The organism is Azospirillum sp. Sh1, assembly GCF_008365135.1.
GTDB classification, from domain to species: Bacteria; Pseudomonadota; Alphaproteobacteria; order Azospirillales; family Azospirillaceae; genus Azospirillum; species Azospirillum oryzae.
On sequence record NZ_VTTK01000055.1, the window covers coordinates 1 to 13955 of the forward strand.

10 protein-coding genes are annotated in these 13955 nt (G+C 69.1%); 8 read left to right on the forward strand and 2 right to left on the reverse strand.

Annotated features, from left to right (window positions below):
* The 5 genes from FZ029_RS30685 to FZ029_RS30705 form a co-directional block, all read left to right on the forward strand.
* Nucleotides 1-2236 (forward strand): calcium-binding protein (locus FZ029_RS30685; RefSeq protein WP_149273750.1); only part of this gene is annotated, 2236 nt, incomplete at its 5' end.
* 205 nt (nucleotides 2237-2441) lie between these two features.
* On the forward strand, nucleotides 2442-3311 hold the full coding sequence (locus FZ029_RS30690) for a class I SAM-dependent methyltransferase (RefSeq protein ID WP_149273752.1): 870 nt from the start codon (nucleotides 2442-2444) through the stop codon (nucleotides 3309-3311).
* Entirely contained in the window at nucleotides 3308-4081 is a 774-nt protein-coding gene (locus FZ029_RS30695; protein ID WP_149273754.1) for a class I SAM-dependent methyltransferase, read from the forward strand. The genes FZ029_RS30690 and FZ029_RS30695 overlap by 4 nt, the downstream gene beginning before the upstream one ends.
* Before the next feature lie 183 nt (nucleotides 4082-4264).
* Nucleotides 4265-5224 carry a lysylphosphatidylglycerol synthase transmembrane domain-containing protein gene (locus FZ029_RS30700; RefSeq protein ID WP_149273756.1) on the forward strand — a complete coding sequence of 320 codons (960 nt, stop codon included), beginning with the start codon at nucleotides 4265-4267 and terminating at the stop codon, nucleotides 5222-5224.
* Between the two features lie 664 nt (nucleotides 5225-5888).
* Nucleotides 5889-6911, forward strand: a complete 1023-nt coding sequence (locus FZ029_RS30705; protein WP_188052126.1) for a glycosyltransferase family 2 protein — start codon at nucleotides 5889-5891, stop codon at nucleotides 6909-6911.
* 69 nt (nucleotides 6912-6980) lie between these two features.
* On the opposite strand, the gene FZ029_RS30710 is transcribed toward FZ029_RS30705, so the two are convergent.
* Entirely contained in the window at nucleotides 6981-8942 is a 1962-nt protein-coding gene (locus FZ029_RS30710; protein WP_149273759.1) for a hypothetical protein, read from the reverse strand.
* Nucleotides 8939-10876 carry an asparagine synthase (glutamine-hydrolyzing) gene (asnB, locus tag FZ029_RS30715; protein WP_149273761.1) on the reverse strand — a complete coding sequence of 646 codons (1938 nt, stop codon included), beginning with the start codon at nucleotides 10874-10876 and terminating at the stop codon, nucleotides 8939-8941. Before asnB ends, FZ029_RS30710 begins: the two co-directional genes overlap by 4 nt.
* A gap of 233 nt (nucleotides 10877-11109) precedes the next feature.
* Here asnB and FZ029_RS30720 point away from each other — a divergent pair, with 233 nt between their 5' ends.
* The 3 genes from FZ029_RS30720 to rfbG all read left to right on the forward strand — a co-directional run bounded on the left by FZ029_RS30720 (nucleotide 11110) and on the right by rfbG (nucleotide 13917).
* Complete coding sequence (locus FZ029_RS30720; RefSeq protein ID WP_188052127.1) at nucleotides 11110-11919, forward strand: FkbM family methyltransferase; 810 nt, start codon at nucleotides 11110-11112, stop codon at nucleotides 11917-11919.
* Nucleotides 11920-12043: 124 nt separating this feature from the next.
* On the forward strand, nucleotides 12044-12814 hold the full coding sequence (rfbF, locus tag FZ029_RS30725; protein WP_149273765.1) for a glucose-1-phosphate cytidylyltransferase: 771 nt from the start codon (nucleotides 12044-12046) through the stop codon (nucleotides 12812-12814).
* Nucleotides 12815-12822: 8 nt separating this feature from the next.
* Entirely contained in the window at nucleotides 12823-13917 is a 1095-nt protein-coding gene (gene rfbG / locus FZ029_RS30730) for a CDP-glucose 4,6-dehydratase (RefSeq protein WP_149273766.1), read from the forward strand.
* Nucleotides 13918-13955 lie beyond the last annotated feature (38 nt).

The following is a 13955-nucleotide window of genomic DNA, read 5'->3' on the forward strand; positions in this document are numbered from 1 at the left end:
GACGCTCGCCACCGCCGGCTTCGACACGGCGGCGGATATGAACCGGCTGTCGGGCACCAGCGGCAACACGCTGCTGGTCTCGGGGCTGGAGACGCTGATCGGGTCGAGCGGGAGCGACGTGGTCTATCTCGGCTCGGCCGGCAACACGCTGCTGGTCTCGGGGCTGGAGATCCTGGTCGGCGGGGCCGGCAACGACGCGGTGACGCTGGGCGACGGCGGCAACACCGTGCTGCTGCGTGGTATCGAGACGCTGACCGGCAACAGTGGTGTCGATGTGCTGACGCTCGGCAATACGGGCAACACGGCGACCGTGTCGCTGTTCGAGACCATCCTCGGCGGCACCGGCAGCGATCTCGTCACCCTGGGGGCGGCCGGCAACACGCTGGTGGTGTCGGGTGTCGAGACGCTGATCGGCGGTGCGGGCACCGACGTCGTCACCATCGGCACCGCCGGCGGCACGCTGCTGGCTCTCGGCATCGAGACGCTGATCGGCGGCGCGGGCCTCGAGGTGATCTTCACCGGTTCGGCGGGTGCGACCCTGACCGTCTCGGGTGCGGACTTCGTGATCGGCAACACCGGCACCGACGTCCTGACCCTGGGCCCGGCCGGCAACACCACCACCATCCGCGGCATCGAGACGCTGATCGGCGGCGCCGGCACCGACGTCGTGTTCCTGGGTGACACCGGCAACACGCTGACGCTCGGCACCGACATCGAGGTCCTGGTCGGCGGTGCCGCCACCGATGTGCTGACCATCAGCACCTCCGGCGCCACCCTGCTGACCCGGTCGGTCGAGACGCTGATCGGCAACACCGGCACCGACGTGATCGCGCTCGGCGACACGCCGAACACGGTCACCGTCACCGGCATCGACACCCTGACCGGCGGTGCGAGCACCGACATCGTCTTCACCGGCTCCGCCGGCGTGACGATGACCGCTTCGGGCATCGAGTTCCTGGTCGGCGGCGCGGGCGCCGACGTCGTCACCCTGGGCTCCTCGGGCAACACCGTCATCACCCGCGACATCGACACGCTGTCGGGCGGTGCGGGCACCGACTGGGTGTTCCTGGGCGACACCGGCAACACGCTGACGCTCGGCACCGGCATCGAGATCCTGGTCGGCGGTGCCGCAACCGACCTGCTGACCATCGGCGCTTTGGGTGCCACCATGCTGACCCGCGGGGTCGAGACCCTGATCGGCGCGGCGGGCACCGACGTGATCACGCTGGGCGACACGGCCAACACGATCACCGTGTCGGGCGTCGACACCCTGACCGGCGGTGCGAGCACCGACATCGTCTTCACCGCCTCGGCGGGTGTGACGATGCTGGCCTCGGGCGTCGAGTTCCTGGTCGGCGGCGCCGGTTCGGACGTCGTGACCCTGGGTGCGTCGGGTAACACCGTCATCACTCGCGGCATCGACACCATGATCGGTGGTGCGGGCAGCGACCTGGTCCTGCTGGGTGACACCGGCGTGACCATGCGGGCCGAGAGCGGCATCGAGATCATCGTCGGCGGTGCGGCCACGGATGTGGTCAGCCTCGGCGACGGCGGCTCGACGGTCCTGCTGCGCGGCATCGAGACCCTGGTCGGCGGCACGGGCAACGATGTGATCACCACCGGCAACACCGGCGTGACCATGTCGGTCTCGGGCGTCGAGACGCTGATTGGCGGCTCGGGCACCGATGCGATCACGGTGACCAGCGGGTCGATCCGCTTCCAGGGTGGTACCGGCGACAGCATCAGCCTGGCGTCGGGCAATGTGGGATCCGGTGGCGGCACGGATACGGTGGTGTACTCGTCCTTCAGCGACATCGCGTCGCTGGGTGCGAACACCGGCTTCATCTCGGTGTCGAACTTCCAGTCGGGCACCGACAAGGTGCAGCTGACCGGTACGGCCCGGACGGATGCGGACAAGAACGGCGACGCGGCTCTGGCCACGGCGACCGCGGCGACCAACGGGGTGAGCATGGCCAACGAACTGGTCAGCCTGTCCTCGGCGGTCAGCGGCAGCCTGACGGATACCAGCCTCGCCAACTTCCGCACGGCTCTGGGTACGCTGACGAACTCGTCGGCTGGTGCGAGCACGCTGGTTCTGGCCAACAACGGCACCAGCTCGGCTCTCTACCAGGTGGTCGACACCAACGGCGACGGCCAGGTGGCTTCGTCCGAGGTTCGCCTGCTCGGCGTGTACAACAGCACGGTGCTCTCGCTCCCCGACATCAACCTCGGTTGATGTCGGGCCGAAGATGGAGCCGGCGCGATGGCGCCGGCCCATCGGCTTTTCCGCTCAGAATCGAGCATGGCATCGCAGCTGCCCGGCGACCCTTCCGCAATGCTCCGGTGCAGCCTACCCCCAGAACCTCCCGGCTTTAGCCATGTGGCGGTTCAGGTCCTGTTGACATCCGGCGGCTTTCGGGAGCGTATGGCGGCGCGGCAGAGTGGGCTTGGACAGCAAGGGATCGGACAGCGTGGCGGAACCGGTGAAGACGGCGGAAGGCGGGGGCGGGACTCCTGCCGGCACTCCCGCCCTGGCCTTCGATTTCGGCGAGAACTGGGACCATTACTCGCGCACCGTGCTTGACGAGCCGCGGCTGGTGGCGGCCATCGACAGCCTGAAGGGGCTGGTCGGGACCGACCGGCTGAAGGACGCCAGCTTCTGCGACGTCGGGTCCGGCTCCGGCCTGTTCACCATCGCCGCCGGCAAGCTGGGCGTCGGCCGCGCGCTGGGCTTCGACGTCAACCCCACCGGGGTCGAGGTGGCGCGCCGCAACCTGGGCCGCTTCGCGCCAGAGCTGGCCGACCGCATCGAGTTCCGCCGCGGTTCGGCGCTCGACAGCGGCTTCGTCGGCTCGCTCGGCCGCTTCGACGTGGTCTATGCCTGGGGCTCGCTGCATCACACCGGTTCCATGTGGCCGGCGATCGAAACGGTGGCGCCGCTGGTGGCGCCGGGCGGCACCTTCGTGCTGGCGCTCTACAACCGCCACTGGACCTCGCCGATCTGGACCCTGATCAAGATCGTCTACAATCTGTCGCCGGGATTCCTGCGGAAATTCTGGGACTGGACGCTGGGTTCTCTGATGTTCCTGGCGACCTGGGCGATCACCGGCTCCAACCCGCTGCGCAAGGAGCGCGGCATGGAGTTCTGGGTGGACGTCACCGACTGGCTCGGCGGCTACCCCTATGAATATGCCAGTGCCGACGAGGTGCGGGCGCGGATGGACGCGCTCGGCTTCGACATGCTGGAGGTCCGCCCGCCGCGCGTGCCGACGGGCTGCAACGAATTCATCCTGCGCCGGAGGCCCGCATGAGCGACGACGCATTCAAGTCCGCCCCCCACACTCCCCTGGCTGCCGCCGCGGCCGACCATCCCGGCGGCGTCGATTACGACGACAGCTGGGAGCGGCGCTGGAACGACATGCGCAAATACGGCCCGACCGGCCGGCATCTGCGCCGCATCGTCACCGAGATGGTGCGCCCGCTGAACTACGACAGCTTGGCTGACGTCGGCTGCGGCCAGGGCTCGCTGCTCGCCACGCTGATGCCGCTGAAGCCGCAGGCCAGCTACACCGGTCTCGACTTCGCCGCCAAGGCCATCGACGTGGCGCGCCGCCGGGCGCCGAACGCCGAGTTCGGCCTGCTCGACGTCGCCGCCGGCCATCTCGACCGCCGCTTCGATCTGGTGGTCTGCACCGACGTGGTCGAGCATATCGAGGACGATGTCGCGGCGCTGCGCAACCTCGCCGCCATGACCGGCCGCTACCTGCTGGTCTCCACCCTGCAGGGGCGGATGCGCGAGTTCGAGCGTACGGTCGGCCATCACCGCAACTATGCCCGCGGCGAGCTGCAGGCCAAGATCCAGTCGGTCGGGCTGGAGATCGAGCGGGTGGTGGAATGGGGCTTCCCCTTCTTCTCGCCGCTCTACCGCAACGTTTTGGGCGCCGCCAGCGGCCAGGGCACGGAGGGCGATTACGGCCCCGGCCGCCGCTTCCTCGCCGAGGCGCTGTACCACATCTTCCGCCTGAATTCCTGGTCGCACGGCGACTACATCTACGTGCTGGCCCGCCGGCCGGGGTCGTGAGTGCAGGGGCGGTGCCCCCTCCCTAACCCTCCCCCGCGTTCCGCGGGAGAGGGAACTCCGCCGCTTTCGCACTTAACTCCCTCTCCCGCGAAGCGGGGGAGGGTTGGGGAGGGGGCACCCAGCGACGATCCTTCGAATAAACCCCTGACATCACCTCATGACTTCATGAAAAGGCATCTTTAAATGCGTCCCGGCCTGAAAGCCCTGGTCAGCGCGCTGCTGGTCGCCCTGCTGCTGTGGCGGGTCGATGTGGCAGAGGTCGGGCGGGTGCTGGCGGTGGCGTCGCCGGGGCTGATGGCGCTCGCCGGCCTGCTGTTCTTCCTGATGCATGTGCTGAACGCGCTGAAGCTGCGGGTGCTGCTGCCGGAGCTGCGGGCGGGGCGGCTGCTCGCCTACACGCTGGTGGCGCAGCTCTATGCGCTGGTGCTGCCGGGCCAGCTGGCGGGGGAGGCGGTGAAGGCCTACCGGCTCAGCCGCGATGAAGGGCGCGGGCAGGGCCAGGGAGAAATCGGCGGCGGCCGCATCGTCTCGGCGGTCGCCTTCGACAAGGTGACGGGGATCGTCGGGCTGCTGCTGCTGACCGGCGGCGGATTGGCGATGCAGTCGGCGCGTTTCGGCGACGGGCTGCTGGTGGGGGTTGGGCTGGTGCTGGCCGGGCTGGTCGCGGCGACCGTGCTGCTGGCCTGGGCGCCGGCCCGCGCCCTTCTGCTGGCCCTGCTCGGCTGGCGCGCGGGGCCGAAGCGCGAGGCCCTTCTGCTCGGCCCGCTACGCCGCTTCCTGGAGGCTTGGCGCGACCAGACGCGCCGTCCGGGGCGGGCCCTGCTGTCGGTCGCCGGCGGGATCGCGGTGCAGGTGGCGGCGGTCGCCGGCAGTCAGGCGCTGGGGCTGGCGGTCGGCATCGACCAGCCTTTTTCGGTGTGGGGTGCGGTGACCGGGCTGATGTCGGTGATCGTGCTGATGCCGGTCACCGTCGCCGGCATCGGCCTGCGCGAGGCGTCGCTGGTCGGCCTGCTCGATCTGGTCGGCGTACCCCATGCCCAGTCGCTGGCGCTGGGCTTCGGCATCCTCGCCTTCCAGGTGATGGTGGCCCTGCTGGGCGCCGTCATCGACCTGACCGTCCTGCGCGAACGCCGCACCGCCTGAGGCGGAGAAGAATGCAAGCGCACGTCAGCATTGATCCTTTGCGTAAATTCGCGTCCGCCACGTTGCATCATGCTGGAATTCTGCAATCTTAATCGGCTAGGAGAGTGGCGGGCCGGCATCATTCCGGCTACGGCGCGCCCGTCGAACGGTGCCCGCCGGGCGTGCAGCGGTCTCTGACAGGGCTGCTCAACCAGTGCGCCCGAGAAGCGAAGAAAATGTTGGAGTATGCTGAACTCCTCCTCATCGTTCTTCACATCCTGATCTGGATCGTGAAGCACCTCTGAGCGAGGAAAACCTTGGGGGGCTGCCGTTGCTAGCGCGGCGGCCCCTGCCTCTCCCGCGCGGCCTTCTGAAAATGATTGGGGTCCGTGCTGACAGACACGGACCCCTTAGATCTGTCAATCCTACGAGTTTCCGGTGGGCTGAACACCACCGGCGAGAAGCGTTGCTCATCTCAGCATTGACGGGAAAATATGTGGGCGCTTTGCTCGCATCTGTCAACCGTCGTCCTGGAGCCCAGTCGGATGGCCGCATTTCCGACGGGGAGGCTGCCCGCCGGTCGTCCAGTCGCAACCCAATTAGCCGTTGCGCTTGCCGGATCCAGCGGCCATACCATGGCCCGGCATCGCACCCACAGATGACCAGCAGCCTCCGGACCCGTTCGATGACCCTCCTGCTTACCCCCGGATCCGCCACCACGGACATGGGCACGGTTTCCGTCTCGGTCCTGATTCCGGTCTATAACGAGGAGGACAACATCGCCCCGCTGTGCGGCCGGCTGATCCCGGCGCTCGACGGGCTGGGGCGGAGCTTCGAGGTCATCTTCGTCAATGACGGCTCCACCGACGGGACGGAGACGGAACTGCAGCGGGTGGCGGCGGACAGCCGCATCCGCGTCATCAATTTCCGCCGCAACGTCGGCCAGACCGCGGCGATGATGGCCGGCATCGACCATGCCCGCGGCGACGTCATCGTGCCGATGGACGGCGATCTGCAGAACGACCCGCAGGACATCGCCGGCCTGCTCGCCAAGCTGGACGAGGGGTACGACGTGGTGTCGGGCTGGCGCGCCGACCGGCAGGACGGCTTCCTGCTGCGCACGCTGCCGAGCAAGATGGCCAACAAGCTGATCTCCACCATTTCCGGCGTGAAGCTGAACGACTATGGCTGCACGCTGAAGGCCTACCGGCGCCAGATGCTGCAGGGCTACCGGCTCTATGGCGAGATGCACCGTTTCGTGCCGATCTACGCCCGCTGGCAGGGGGCAAAGCTGACCGAGATGCCGGTGCGCCACCACCCGCGCCGCCACGGCCAGTCGAAATACGGGCTGGAACGGGTGCTGAAGGTCGTGCTCGACCTCGTCGTCGTGAAGTTCCTGACCCAGTACGAGACCAAGCCGATCTACATCTTCGGCTTCGCCGGCCTGATGTTCATGGGGCTGTCGGTGCTGGCCGGCATCTATGCGATCTACCTGAAGCTGGTCGACGGCATCTCCTTCATCCTGACGCCGCTGCCGCTCCTGGTGACGATGGGGCTGGTCACCGGGGTGATGTGCATCCTGATGGGGCTGCTGGCCGAGCTGCTGGTCCGCATCTATTTCGAGAGCCAGGGCAAGAGCCACTACTCCATCAAGACCATGCTGAATTTCGACGAGCCGCCGCCGGTAGACCGCAGCATCCGCGACTGACGGTTCCGATCAGAAAAAAAGGCCCCGCAACCTTCCCGGTTCGGGGCCTTTTTGCGTCACCGTCTCGCGTCAGGGTGCCGCCACCACCCCGCCGGGGGGCGTCAGCTCCTTCAAGGCGCCGGAATGGGCCATGACGAACAGCCGGACCCGCTGGCCGACGACCTCGGCCGGCAGCGGCAGGATGAAGCCGCTGTTGAGAAGCCGCTCCTCGTGGAAGGCGTTGACGACGTCGGACCGCGCGCTGCCGGTGGAGCCGGTGGCGACGATGCGGTCGCCGACCATCGCCAGGACGGAGGCCGCCGGCGCCGGCACGGTCATGTCGGCGGCCCATCCCGCCAAGGCGAGCGGACCGTTGGGAATCCGCTCGATCCGGTCGAGGGAGCCGTTCACCCCGTCATTCGTCCCGGCCGGCCGCACCGTCATGCTCAGCCGCAGGGCGCCGGCCCCGTCATCGAGCGTCCCGTTGCGCAGCAGGGTCTGCAGGATCGGGCGTTCCGGCCGGTTGGCCGCATCGTTCAGGATCGGGGCCAGGAAGTCGGCCTTCAGGTCATAGGCGGCATGCAGGAAGGGGGCGATGTTGCGCGGCGAGCTGGACGGGCAGACCAGCGGCTGCTGCCAGTCCAGCCCGCCCGGCGTCCTGATGGCCTGCAGATGGCTGGCGATGCAGCGCTGCGCCTCGCTGTCGCGCTCCGCCACCATCCGGTTGAAGCCGGCGACCTCCCAATGCCGCAGCAGGGAGCCGCCGACGCTGTGGCCGAGGACGAGGAGGGCGGCCAGAAGCAGCCCGGCGGCGGTTCCCCGGTTCATTCTCCCGGCCCCCGCCCGCCCGGCCATCAGCACCGTCCAGCCGGCGACCGCCGCCGGGAAGGCCAGCAGGACCGGATAGGCATAGCGTGGGGTGATGCCGCAGCGCATCGCGGCGGCGATGCCGTCGCCGCACAGCCCGGCCCGGCCCAGGGCGGTGGTCATGGTGACGATCGTCGCCCCCGCGATCAGCGAGGCGATGCAGAAGACGGCGTGCCGCCGCTCGACGCCCGCCCGGCCGAAGGGCAGCAGCACCGCCGGGATCAGGCAGAGCAGGAACGCCACGGCCCCCACCGCCAGGGACGGCGGCGCTCCCACCGTCTCCACCGGCAGGCCGGCGGCGGTGGCGAAGGCGCCGAACAGGAAGGCCCAGAATTCCCGGTGCCAGGGCAGCACCAGCGGCTGGCCGGTGTGGTTGGCGTAGGAGCCGCTGAAGGTCATCCACAGCATCGCCACGGTCAGCAGCAGCCCGCCGCCGACCACCACCAGCGTGCGCCCCTCCACCAGCCTCTCCCGCCAGTTTCCGTCCCGGCGCAGGGCCAGAACCGCCCCGGCCCCCGCCGCTCCCAGCGCATAGCTGGCGCCGAACACCCCGGTGGAGCCGAAGGCCAGCAGGAACAGCGTGGCAAGCACCAGCCGGCCGCGGGCCAGCGTGTGGAGGAACAGGAACAGGCAGGTGAAGAAGATCGGCTGGGCCAGCCCCATGTGCTGGTAATAGAAATACTCGTTGTTCAGCGTGCCGGTCAGGAACAGCCCGGCCGCCACCACCGGCACCGCGTCCCAACTCGACCGTACGCAGTCCCGCAGCAGGACCAGCGCGTAGGCGGCGAGCATCGCGGCGAAGGCCAGCCAGCCGACCAGCCGGAAGGCGATGAAATCGACGCCGATGGCATGCCACAGCCCGTGGGTCAGCAGTTTGAAGAAGGGCGCGACATGGTCGCTGTCCTTGGCGAAGATCGAATGGACGGTCAGCGGCTGCTGCACGCCCTGGGCGCTGCCGAAGAAATAGCCCCAGTCGTCCCAATAGGGCAGGCCGCTGCTCGCCTGCATGTTCCGGCCGAACTGATAGACGACGACCAGCGCCCCCAGCGCCAGCAGAAGCCGGACCAGGAGATGGGCGAACGCCGAGGCGCGGGAACCGGTGGGGGGTGCGGCACGGTCAGCGGCAGGCCTGTCCGCTCCCCCACGCGTCCGGGGGAGCGGGCGATTCAGACTGTCTAAACTCATGCGGCGTTTTCCATCGGTGCCAGGGGCGGTGCCGGGGTTTGGGCCGGGCGGTCCAGCGCGGTGGCGAGTGCGGTCCAGGCCCACAGCAGGCCGCGGTGGTCGGCCCGTCCGCTGCGGTGCTCGTCCCAGCGGGCGGCCAGCCAGGCGCCATCCACCCCGATGCGCGCCGCGGTCTCCAGCGGCGGCTGGGGCAGGTGGCGCAGCCAGCGGCTCAAGGGGATGCCGAAGCCCTTCTTGGGCCGCGACAGGATCGCCGGCGGCAGCAGCGGGGCCATCGCCTTCTTCAGGATCCATTTGCGGGTGCCGCCCCGGATGCCGTTCGGCTGCAGCTTCACGCCGGCCGGCAGGCGGCTGACGAAGGCGACGAGGTCGCGGTCGAGGAAGGGGGAGCGTGTCTCCAGCGAACAGAACATGCTGGCGCGGTCGGCCTTGATCAGAAGGTTCTCGCCCAGATAGAAGCGGCCGTAGAACTCGATGGAGCGGTCGACGTCGTGCCGGCTGGCGCCCGACCGCCACAGGGCGTCGGCCTCGTCATAGAGATCGTCGGCGGAGAGGTCGGCGCCGAACAGCCGCGACACCTCCTCCACCGAGGCCGGACCCAGCCAGGCCGGCATCCAGTGCGCCGGCCGGTGCCCCAGCCCGCGCAGCGCCCGGCGCAGCTTGAAGTCGAAGCTCATGTTGCGGTCCGAGCGCGGCAGCCGGTGGGCTACCGCCTCCGCCAGCCGGTGCAGCGGGCGGGGAACGGCATGGTGGTAGAGCCGCGCCGTGCGCAGCGCGTCGAAGGTGTCGTATCCCGCGAACAGCTCGTCGCCGCCGTCGCCGGTCAGCGCCACCGTCACCCGTTCGCGGGCGAAGCGCGACAGCAGATGCGTCGGCAGGATGGAGGGGTCGGCGATCGGGTCGTCCAGCCGGCCCAGCAGCTCCGGCAGCATCCCCGCCGCGGTGTCGAGGTTCAGCGTGCGGCAGGCATGGTCGGTGCCGTAATGGCGCGCCGCGTCGGCGGCATAGCCGCTCTCGTCGAAGCTCGGCTCGTCGAAGCCGATGGTGAAGGTCTTCATCGACGCCGGGTCGCGGTGGCGTGCCGCGAGCGCCACGATGGCGGCGCTGTCGATGCCGCCGGACAGGAAGAAGCCGACCGGCACGTCGCTCAGCATCCGGCGCTCCACCGCGCGGTCCAGCAGCTCGCGCAGCTCGTCGGCCCACTCATCGGGACCGCCCGGCGGCTGGTCGTCCACCACCATCCGGTATTCCCAATAGCGGCTGACCGACAGCCGCCGGCTGGTCAGGTCGTAGACCATGCTGCAGCCGCCCGGCAGCTTGCGCACCGCGGCATGGGCGGTCAGCGGCGCCGGAATGAAGCCGTAGGCGAAATATTTGACCAGCGCGGTGCGGTCCAGCCCGTCCGGCACCGACGGGTGGGACAGGACGGCGGTGGCCTCCGACGCGAAGACCAGCCCGTCCGGCGTCTCGGCATAGAACAGCGGCTTCTTGCCGAAGCGGTCGCGGCCGAACACCAGCCGGCCCCGGCGGCGGTCATGGAGGCAGAAGGCGAACATGCCGTTCAGCCGCTCCAGCATGTCCAGGCCCCATTCCCGGTAGCCGTGCAGCAGCACCTCGGTGTCGGAATGGTCGGTGACGAACCGGTGGCCGGCCTGCTCCAGCGCGCGACGCAGTTCGGGCGCGTTGTAGATCTCGCCGTTGTAGACGATGACCAGATCGCCCTCCGCCGTCGCCATCGGCTGGTGGCCGCCCTCGATGTCGATGATGGCGAGGCGGCGGAAGCCCAGATGAACCGGCAGCGCGCCGGCATGGTCGGCTTGGCCGCGGTCGGCATAGACGCCGTCGTCGTCGGGGCCGCGGTGGCGGATGATGCTGGTCATGACGGCGAGGTCGCGCTCGCCGCCGGGTCCGGCGAAGCCGGCGAAACCGCACATGGGGCTGCTCTCCCGAGGGGACTGCCGAAGGTGGCGACGGGGGCTAGGTGTAGCGCCTCCCCCGGTCCTGTGCCATGGCGAAATGCCGGAGATGCGGTGACGGGCCGCGTGGGCGGAAAGTCGCGCGGCGCGAAAGTCGTGGCGTCCGGTTCCGGCTTTGGATTACAGCAAGTGCCATGGGCTGTGGGGCCTGGATCGGGCAGGGCGGGGCAGGCAGGGTGGAGACGAGACCGATGATCGGCGGGCCGGTGGATCTGGAAGGCGGCTTCAACCGCATGCGGCCCTGCCGTCACGGGCTGATGGTCTACAACCGCAACGATCAGTATGTCGGCCGCTCGCTCGACCTCTACGGCGAATATGCCGAGCGTGAGGTGGCGGTGTTCCGCTCGATCCTGCGTCCGGGCGACACCGTTGTCGAGGTCGGGGCCAACATCGGCGCCCAGACCCTGCCGCTGGCCCGCATGGTCGGGCCGTCCGGGTCCGTCGTCGCCTTCGAACCGCAGGAGATGCTGTTCAACCTGCTCTCCGCCAATCTGGCCCTGAACGGCATCGCCAATGTGCGGACCCGGCGCATGGCGGTGGGGAGCGAGGCCGGATTCATCCGGGTGCCGACGCTCGACCCCAGCCGCTCCAACAATTTCGGCGCCCTCGGCCTCGGCGGCTGGGACTATGGCGAACTGGTCCCGCTGGTGACGCTGGACAGCCTGGAGCTGCCGTCCTGCCGCCTGCTGAAGGCCGATGTGGAGGGCATGGAGGCGGCGGTGCTGCGCGGGGCCGGCGGGCTGATATCGGGCCACCGGCCGGTGCTGTATGTGGAGAACGACCGGCGCGACCGCTCGCCCGCCCTGATCGGGCTGATCCGGTCGATGGGCTACCGGGTGTGGTGGCACACCGCCCGCCTGTTCGACCCCGGCAACTTCGCCGGCAACCCCGACGACGTGTTCGACGGGGTGGGCGCCGTCAACCTCGTCGCCCTGCCGCCGGGCAGCGACATCCACATCCCCGATCCCGAGATCACCGACGATCATGCCTGGTGGCGCTGAGGCAACTCTCCGCCGTGACCTTTGGAGTCCATGCAGGCTGCCGAGCACCTGTGCTTGACCGTTTTTTCACAAATTGCTTAATACTCTGCCCTGGTCCACTCCTGAATTGGAAGAGCTGCAGGAAATGAAAGCTGTAATACTTGCCGGCGGCCTTGGAACGCGGCTCTCCGAGGAAACGGACCTGCGGCCCAAGCCGATGGTGGAGATCGGTGGCAAGCCGATCCTCTGGCACATCATGAAGATTTATTCCTCGCATGGCATCAATGACTTCGTCATCTGCCTGGGCTACAAGGGCTATGCGATCAAGGAGTATTTCTCCAGCTACTCCCTGCACAATTCGGACGTGACCATCGACTTGCGGACCAACACGGTCGAGGTTCACCGCCGCCTTGCCGAACCCTGGCGGATCACGCTGGTCGAGACCGGCGAGTCCACCCTGACCGGCGGGCGCCTCAAGCGCGTGCTGCCTTATCTGGAGGGGGAGGAGGCCTTCTGCCTCACCTACGGCGACGGTGTCGGCGATGTGGACATCTCCGCCTCGGTCGCCTTCCACAAGGCGCATGGCCGCGCCGCCACCATGACCGTTGTGCATCCACCCGGCCGCTACGGCGTGGTCGAGCTGGAGGGCGACCGCATCTCCGCCTTCCAGGAAAAGCTGCCGGGCGACGGCGCCCGCATCAACGGCGGCTTCTTCGTGCTGTCGCCGACGGTCGGCCGCTACATCGACGGCGACGACACCATGTGGGAGCAGGAGCCGCTGCGCGGCCTGGTCGAGGATGGCCAGCTGCACGCCTGGAAGCATGACGGCTTCTGGCAGTGCATGGACACCATCCGCGACAAGCGCCTGCTGGAGGATCTGTGGACCGCCGGCAACCCGCCCTGGAAGACCTGGTAACCGCCCCGATGTCCGCCCCGATGTCCGCCATTGCGTCGTTCTGGTCCGGCAAGTCGGTCTTCCTGACCGGCCACACCGGCTTCAAGGGAAGCTGGCTCGGCTTCTGGCTCTCCGCCATGGGCGCGCGCGTCACCGGCTATGCGCTGGAGCCGCCGACCACCCCCAGCCTGTTCGAGGCGGCGGGCTTGCGCGACCGGCTGCACCGCAGCGAGATCGCCGACATCCGCGACCGCGACCGGCTGGAGGCGGCGCTGTCCGCCGCCCGTCCCGACATCCTCATCCACATGGCGGCCCAGCCGCTGGTCCTGCGCTCCTACCGCGACCCGGTGGAGACCTACGCCACCAACGTCATGGGCACGGTCCATCTGCTCGACGCGGTGCGCCGGGTCGACAGCGTGCGCGTCGTGGTCAACGTCACCAGCGACAAGTGCTATGAGAACCGCGAGTGGGTCTGGGGCTATCGCGAGAACGAGCCGATGGGCGGCCGCGATCCCTACAGCAACAGCAAGGGCTGTGCGGAGCTGGTGACCGCCGCCTTCCGCCAGTCCTTCTTCCCGCCGGGCGAAAGCCCGGTCGCCCTGGTGTCGGGCCGCGCCGGCAACGTGGTGGGCGGCGGCGACTGGGCGGAGGACCGTCTGGTCCCCGACCTGATCCGCGCCTTCCTGGACGGCCGTCCGGCGGTGGTGCGCAACCGCCATTCCACCCGGCCCTGGCAGCATGTGCTCGACCCGCTGCACGGTTACCTGATGCTGGCGGAAGCCGCCTGGAACGAGCCGGCGACCCATGCCGAAGGCTGGAATTTCGGCCCGGCCGAGGGCAGCGCCCGCCCGGTCCACTGGGTGGCCGACCGGCTGGCCTCGCTGTGGGGCGACGGCGCCGCCTGGGTCGACAACAGCGGCCCCGCCGGCCCGCACGAGAACCGCTTCCTGGCGCTCGACTGTTCCAAGGCGCGGCAGCGGCTGGGCTGGGCGCCGCGCTGGGATCTGGCGGAGACGCTGGCCCGCACCGTCGAGTGGTATCGCGCCTATGGCCGCGGCCAGGACATCCCCGCCCTTATGTCCGCCCAGCTTCTTGCGTATAACGAGGCCCGGCCGGCCGTCTGAGGCGGCCGGCGTCCTTTTCGCATCACCGTTTCTTCCGT

Bases quoted from the DNA above. Each gene is read 5' to 3' on its own strand.
- FZ029_RS30695 (WP_149273754.1), top strand. From the start codon at position 3,308: ATGAGCGACGACGCATTCAAGTCCGCCCCCCACACTCCCCTGGCTGCC.
- FZ029_RS30700 (WP_149273756.1), top strand. From the start codon at position 4,265: ATGCGTCCCGGCCTGAAAGCCCTGGTCAGCGCGCTGCTGGTCGCCCTG.
- asnB (WP_149273761.1), bottom strand. From the start codon at position 10,876: ATGTGCGGTTTCGCCGGCTTCGCCGGACCCGGCGGCGAGCGCGACCTC.
- rfbG (WP_149273766.1), top strand. From the start codon at position 12,823: ATGTCCGCCCCGATGTCCGCCATTGCGTCGTTCTGGTCCGGCAAGTCG.
- FZ029_RS30720 (WP_188052127.1), top strand. From the start codon at position 11,110: ATGATCGGCGGGCCGGTGGATCTGGAAGGCGGCTTCAACCGCATGCGG.
- rfbF (WP_149273765.1), top strand. From the start codon at position 12,044: ATGAAAGCTGTAATACTTGCCGGCGGCCTTGGAACGCGGCTCTCCGAG.
- FZ029_RS30705 (WP_188052126.1), top strand. From the start codon at position 5,889: ATGACCCTCCTGCTTACCCCCGGATCCGCCACCACGGACATGGGCACG.
- FZ029_RS30710 (WP_149273759.1), bottom strand. From the start codon at position 8,942: ATGAGTTTAGACAGTCTGAATCGCCCGCTCCCCCGGACGCGTGGGGGA.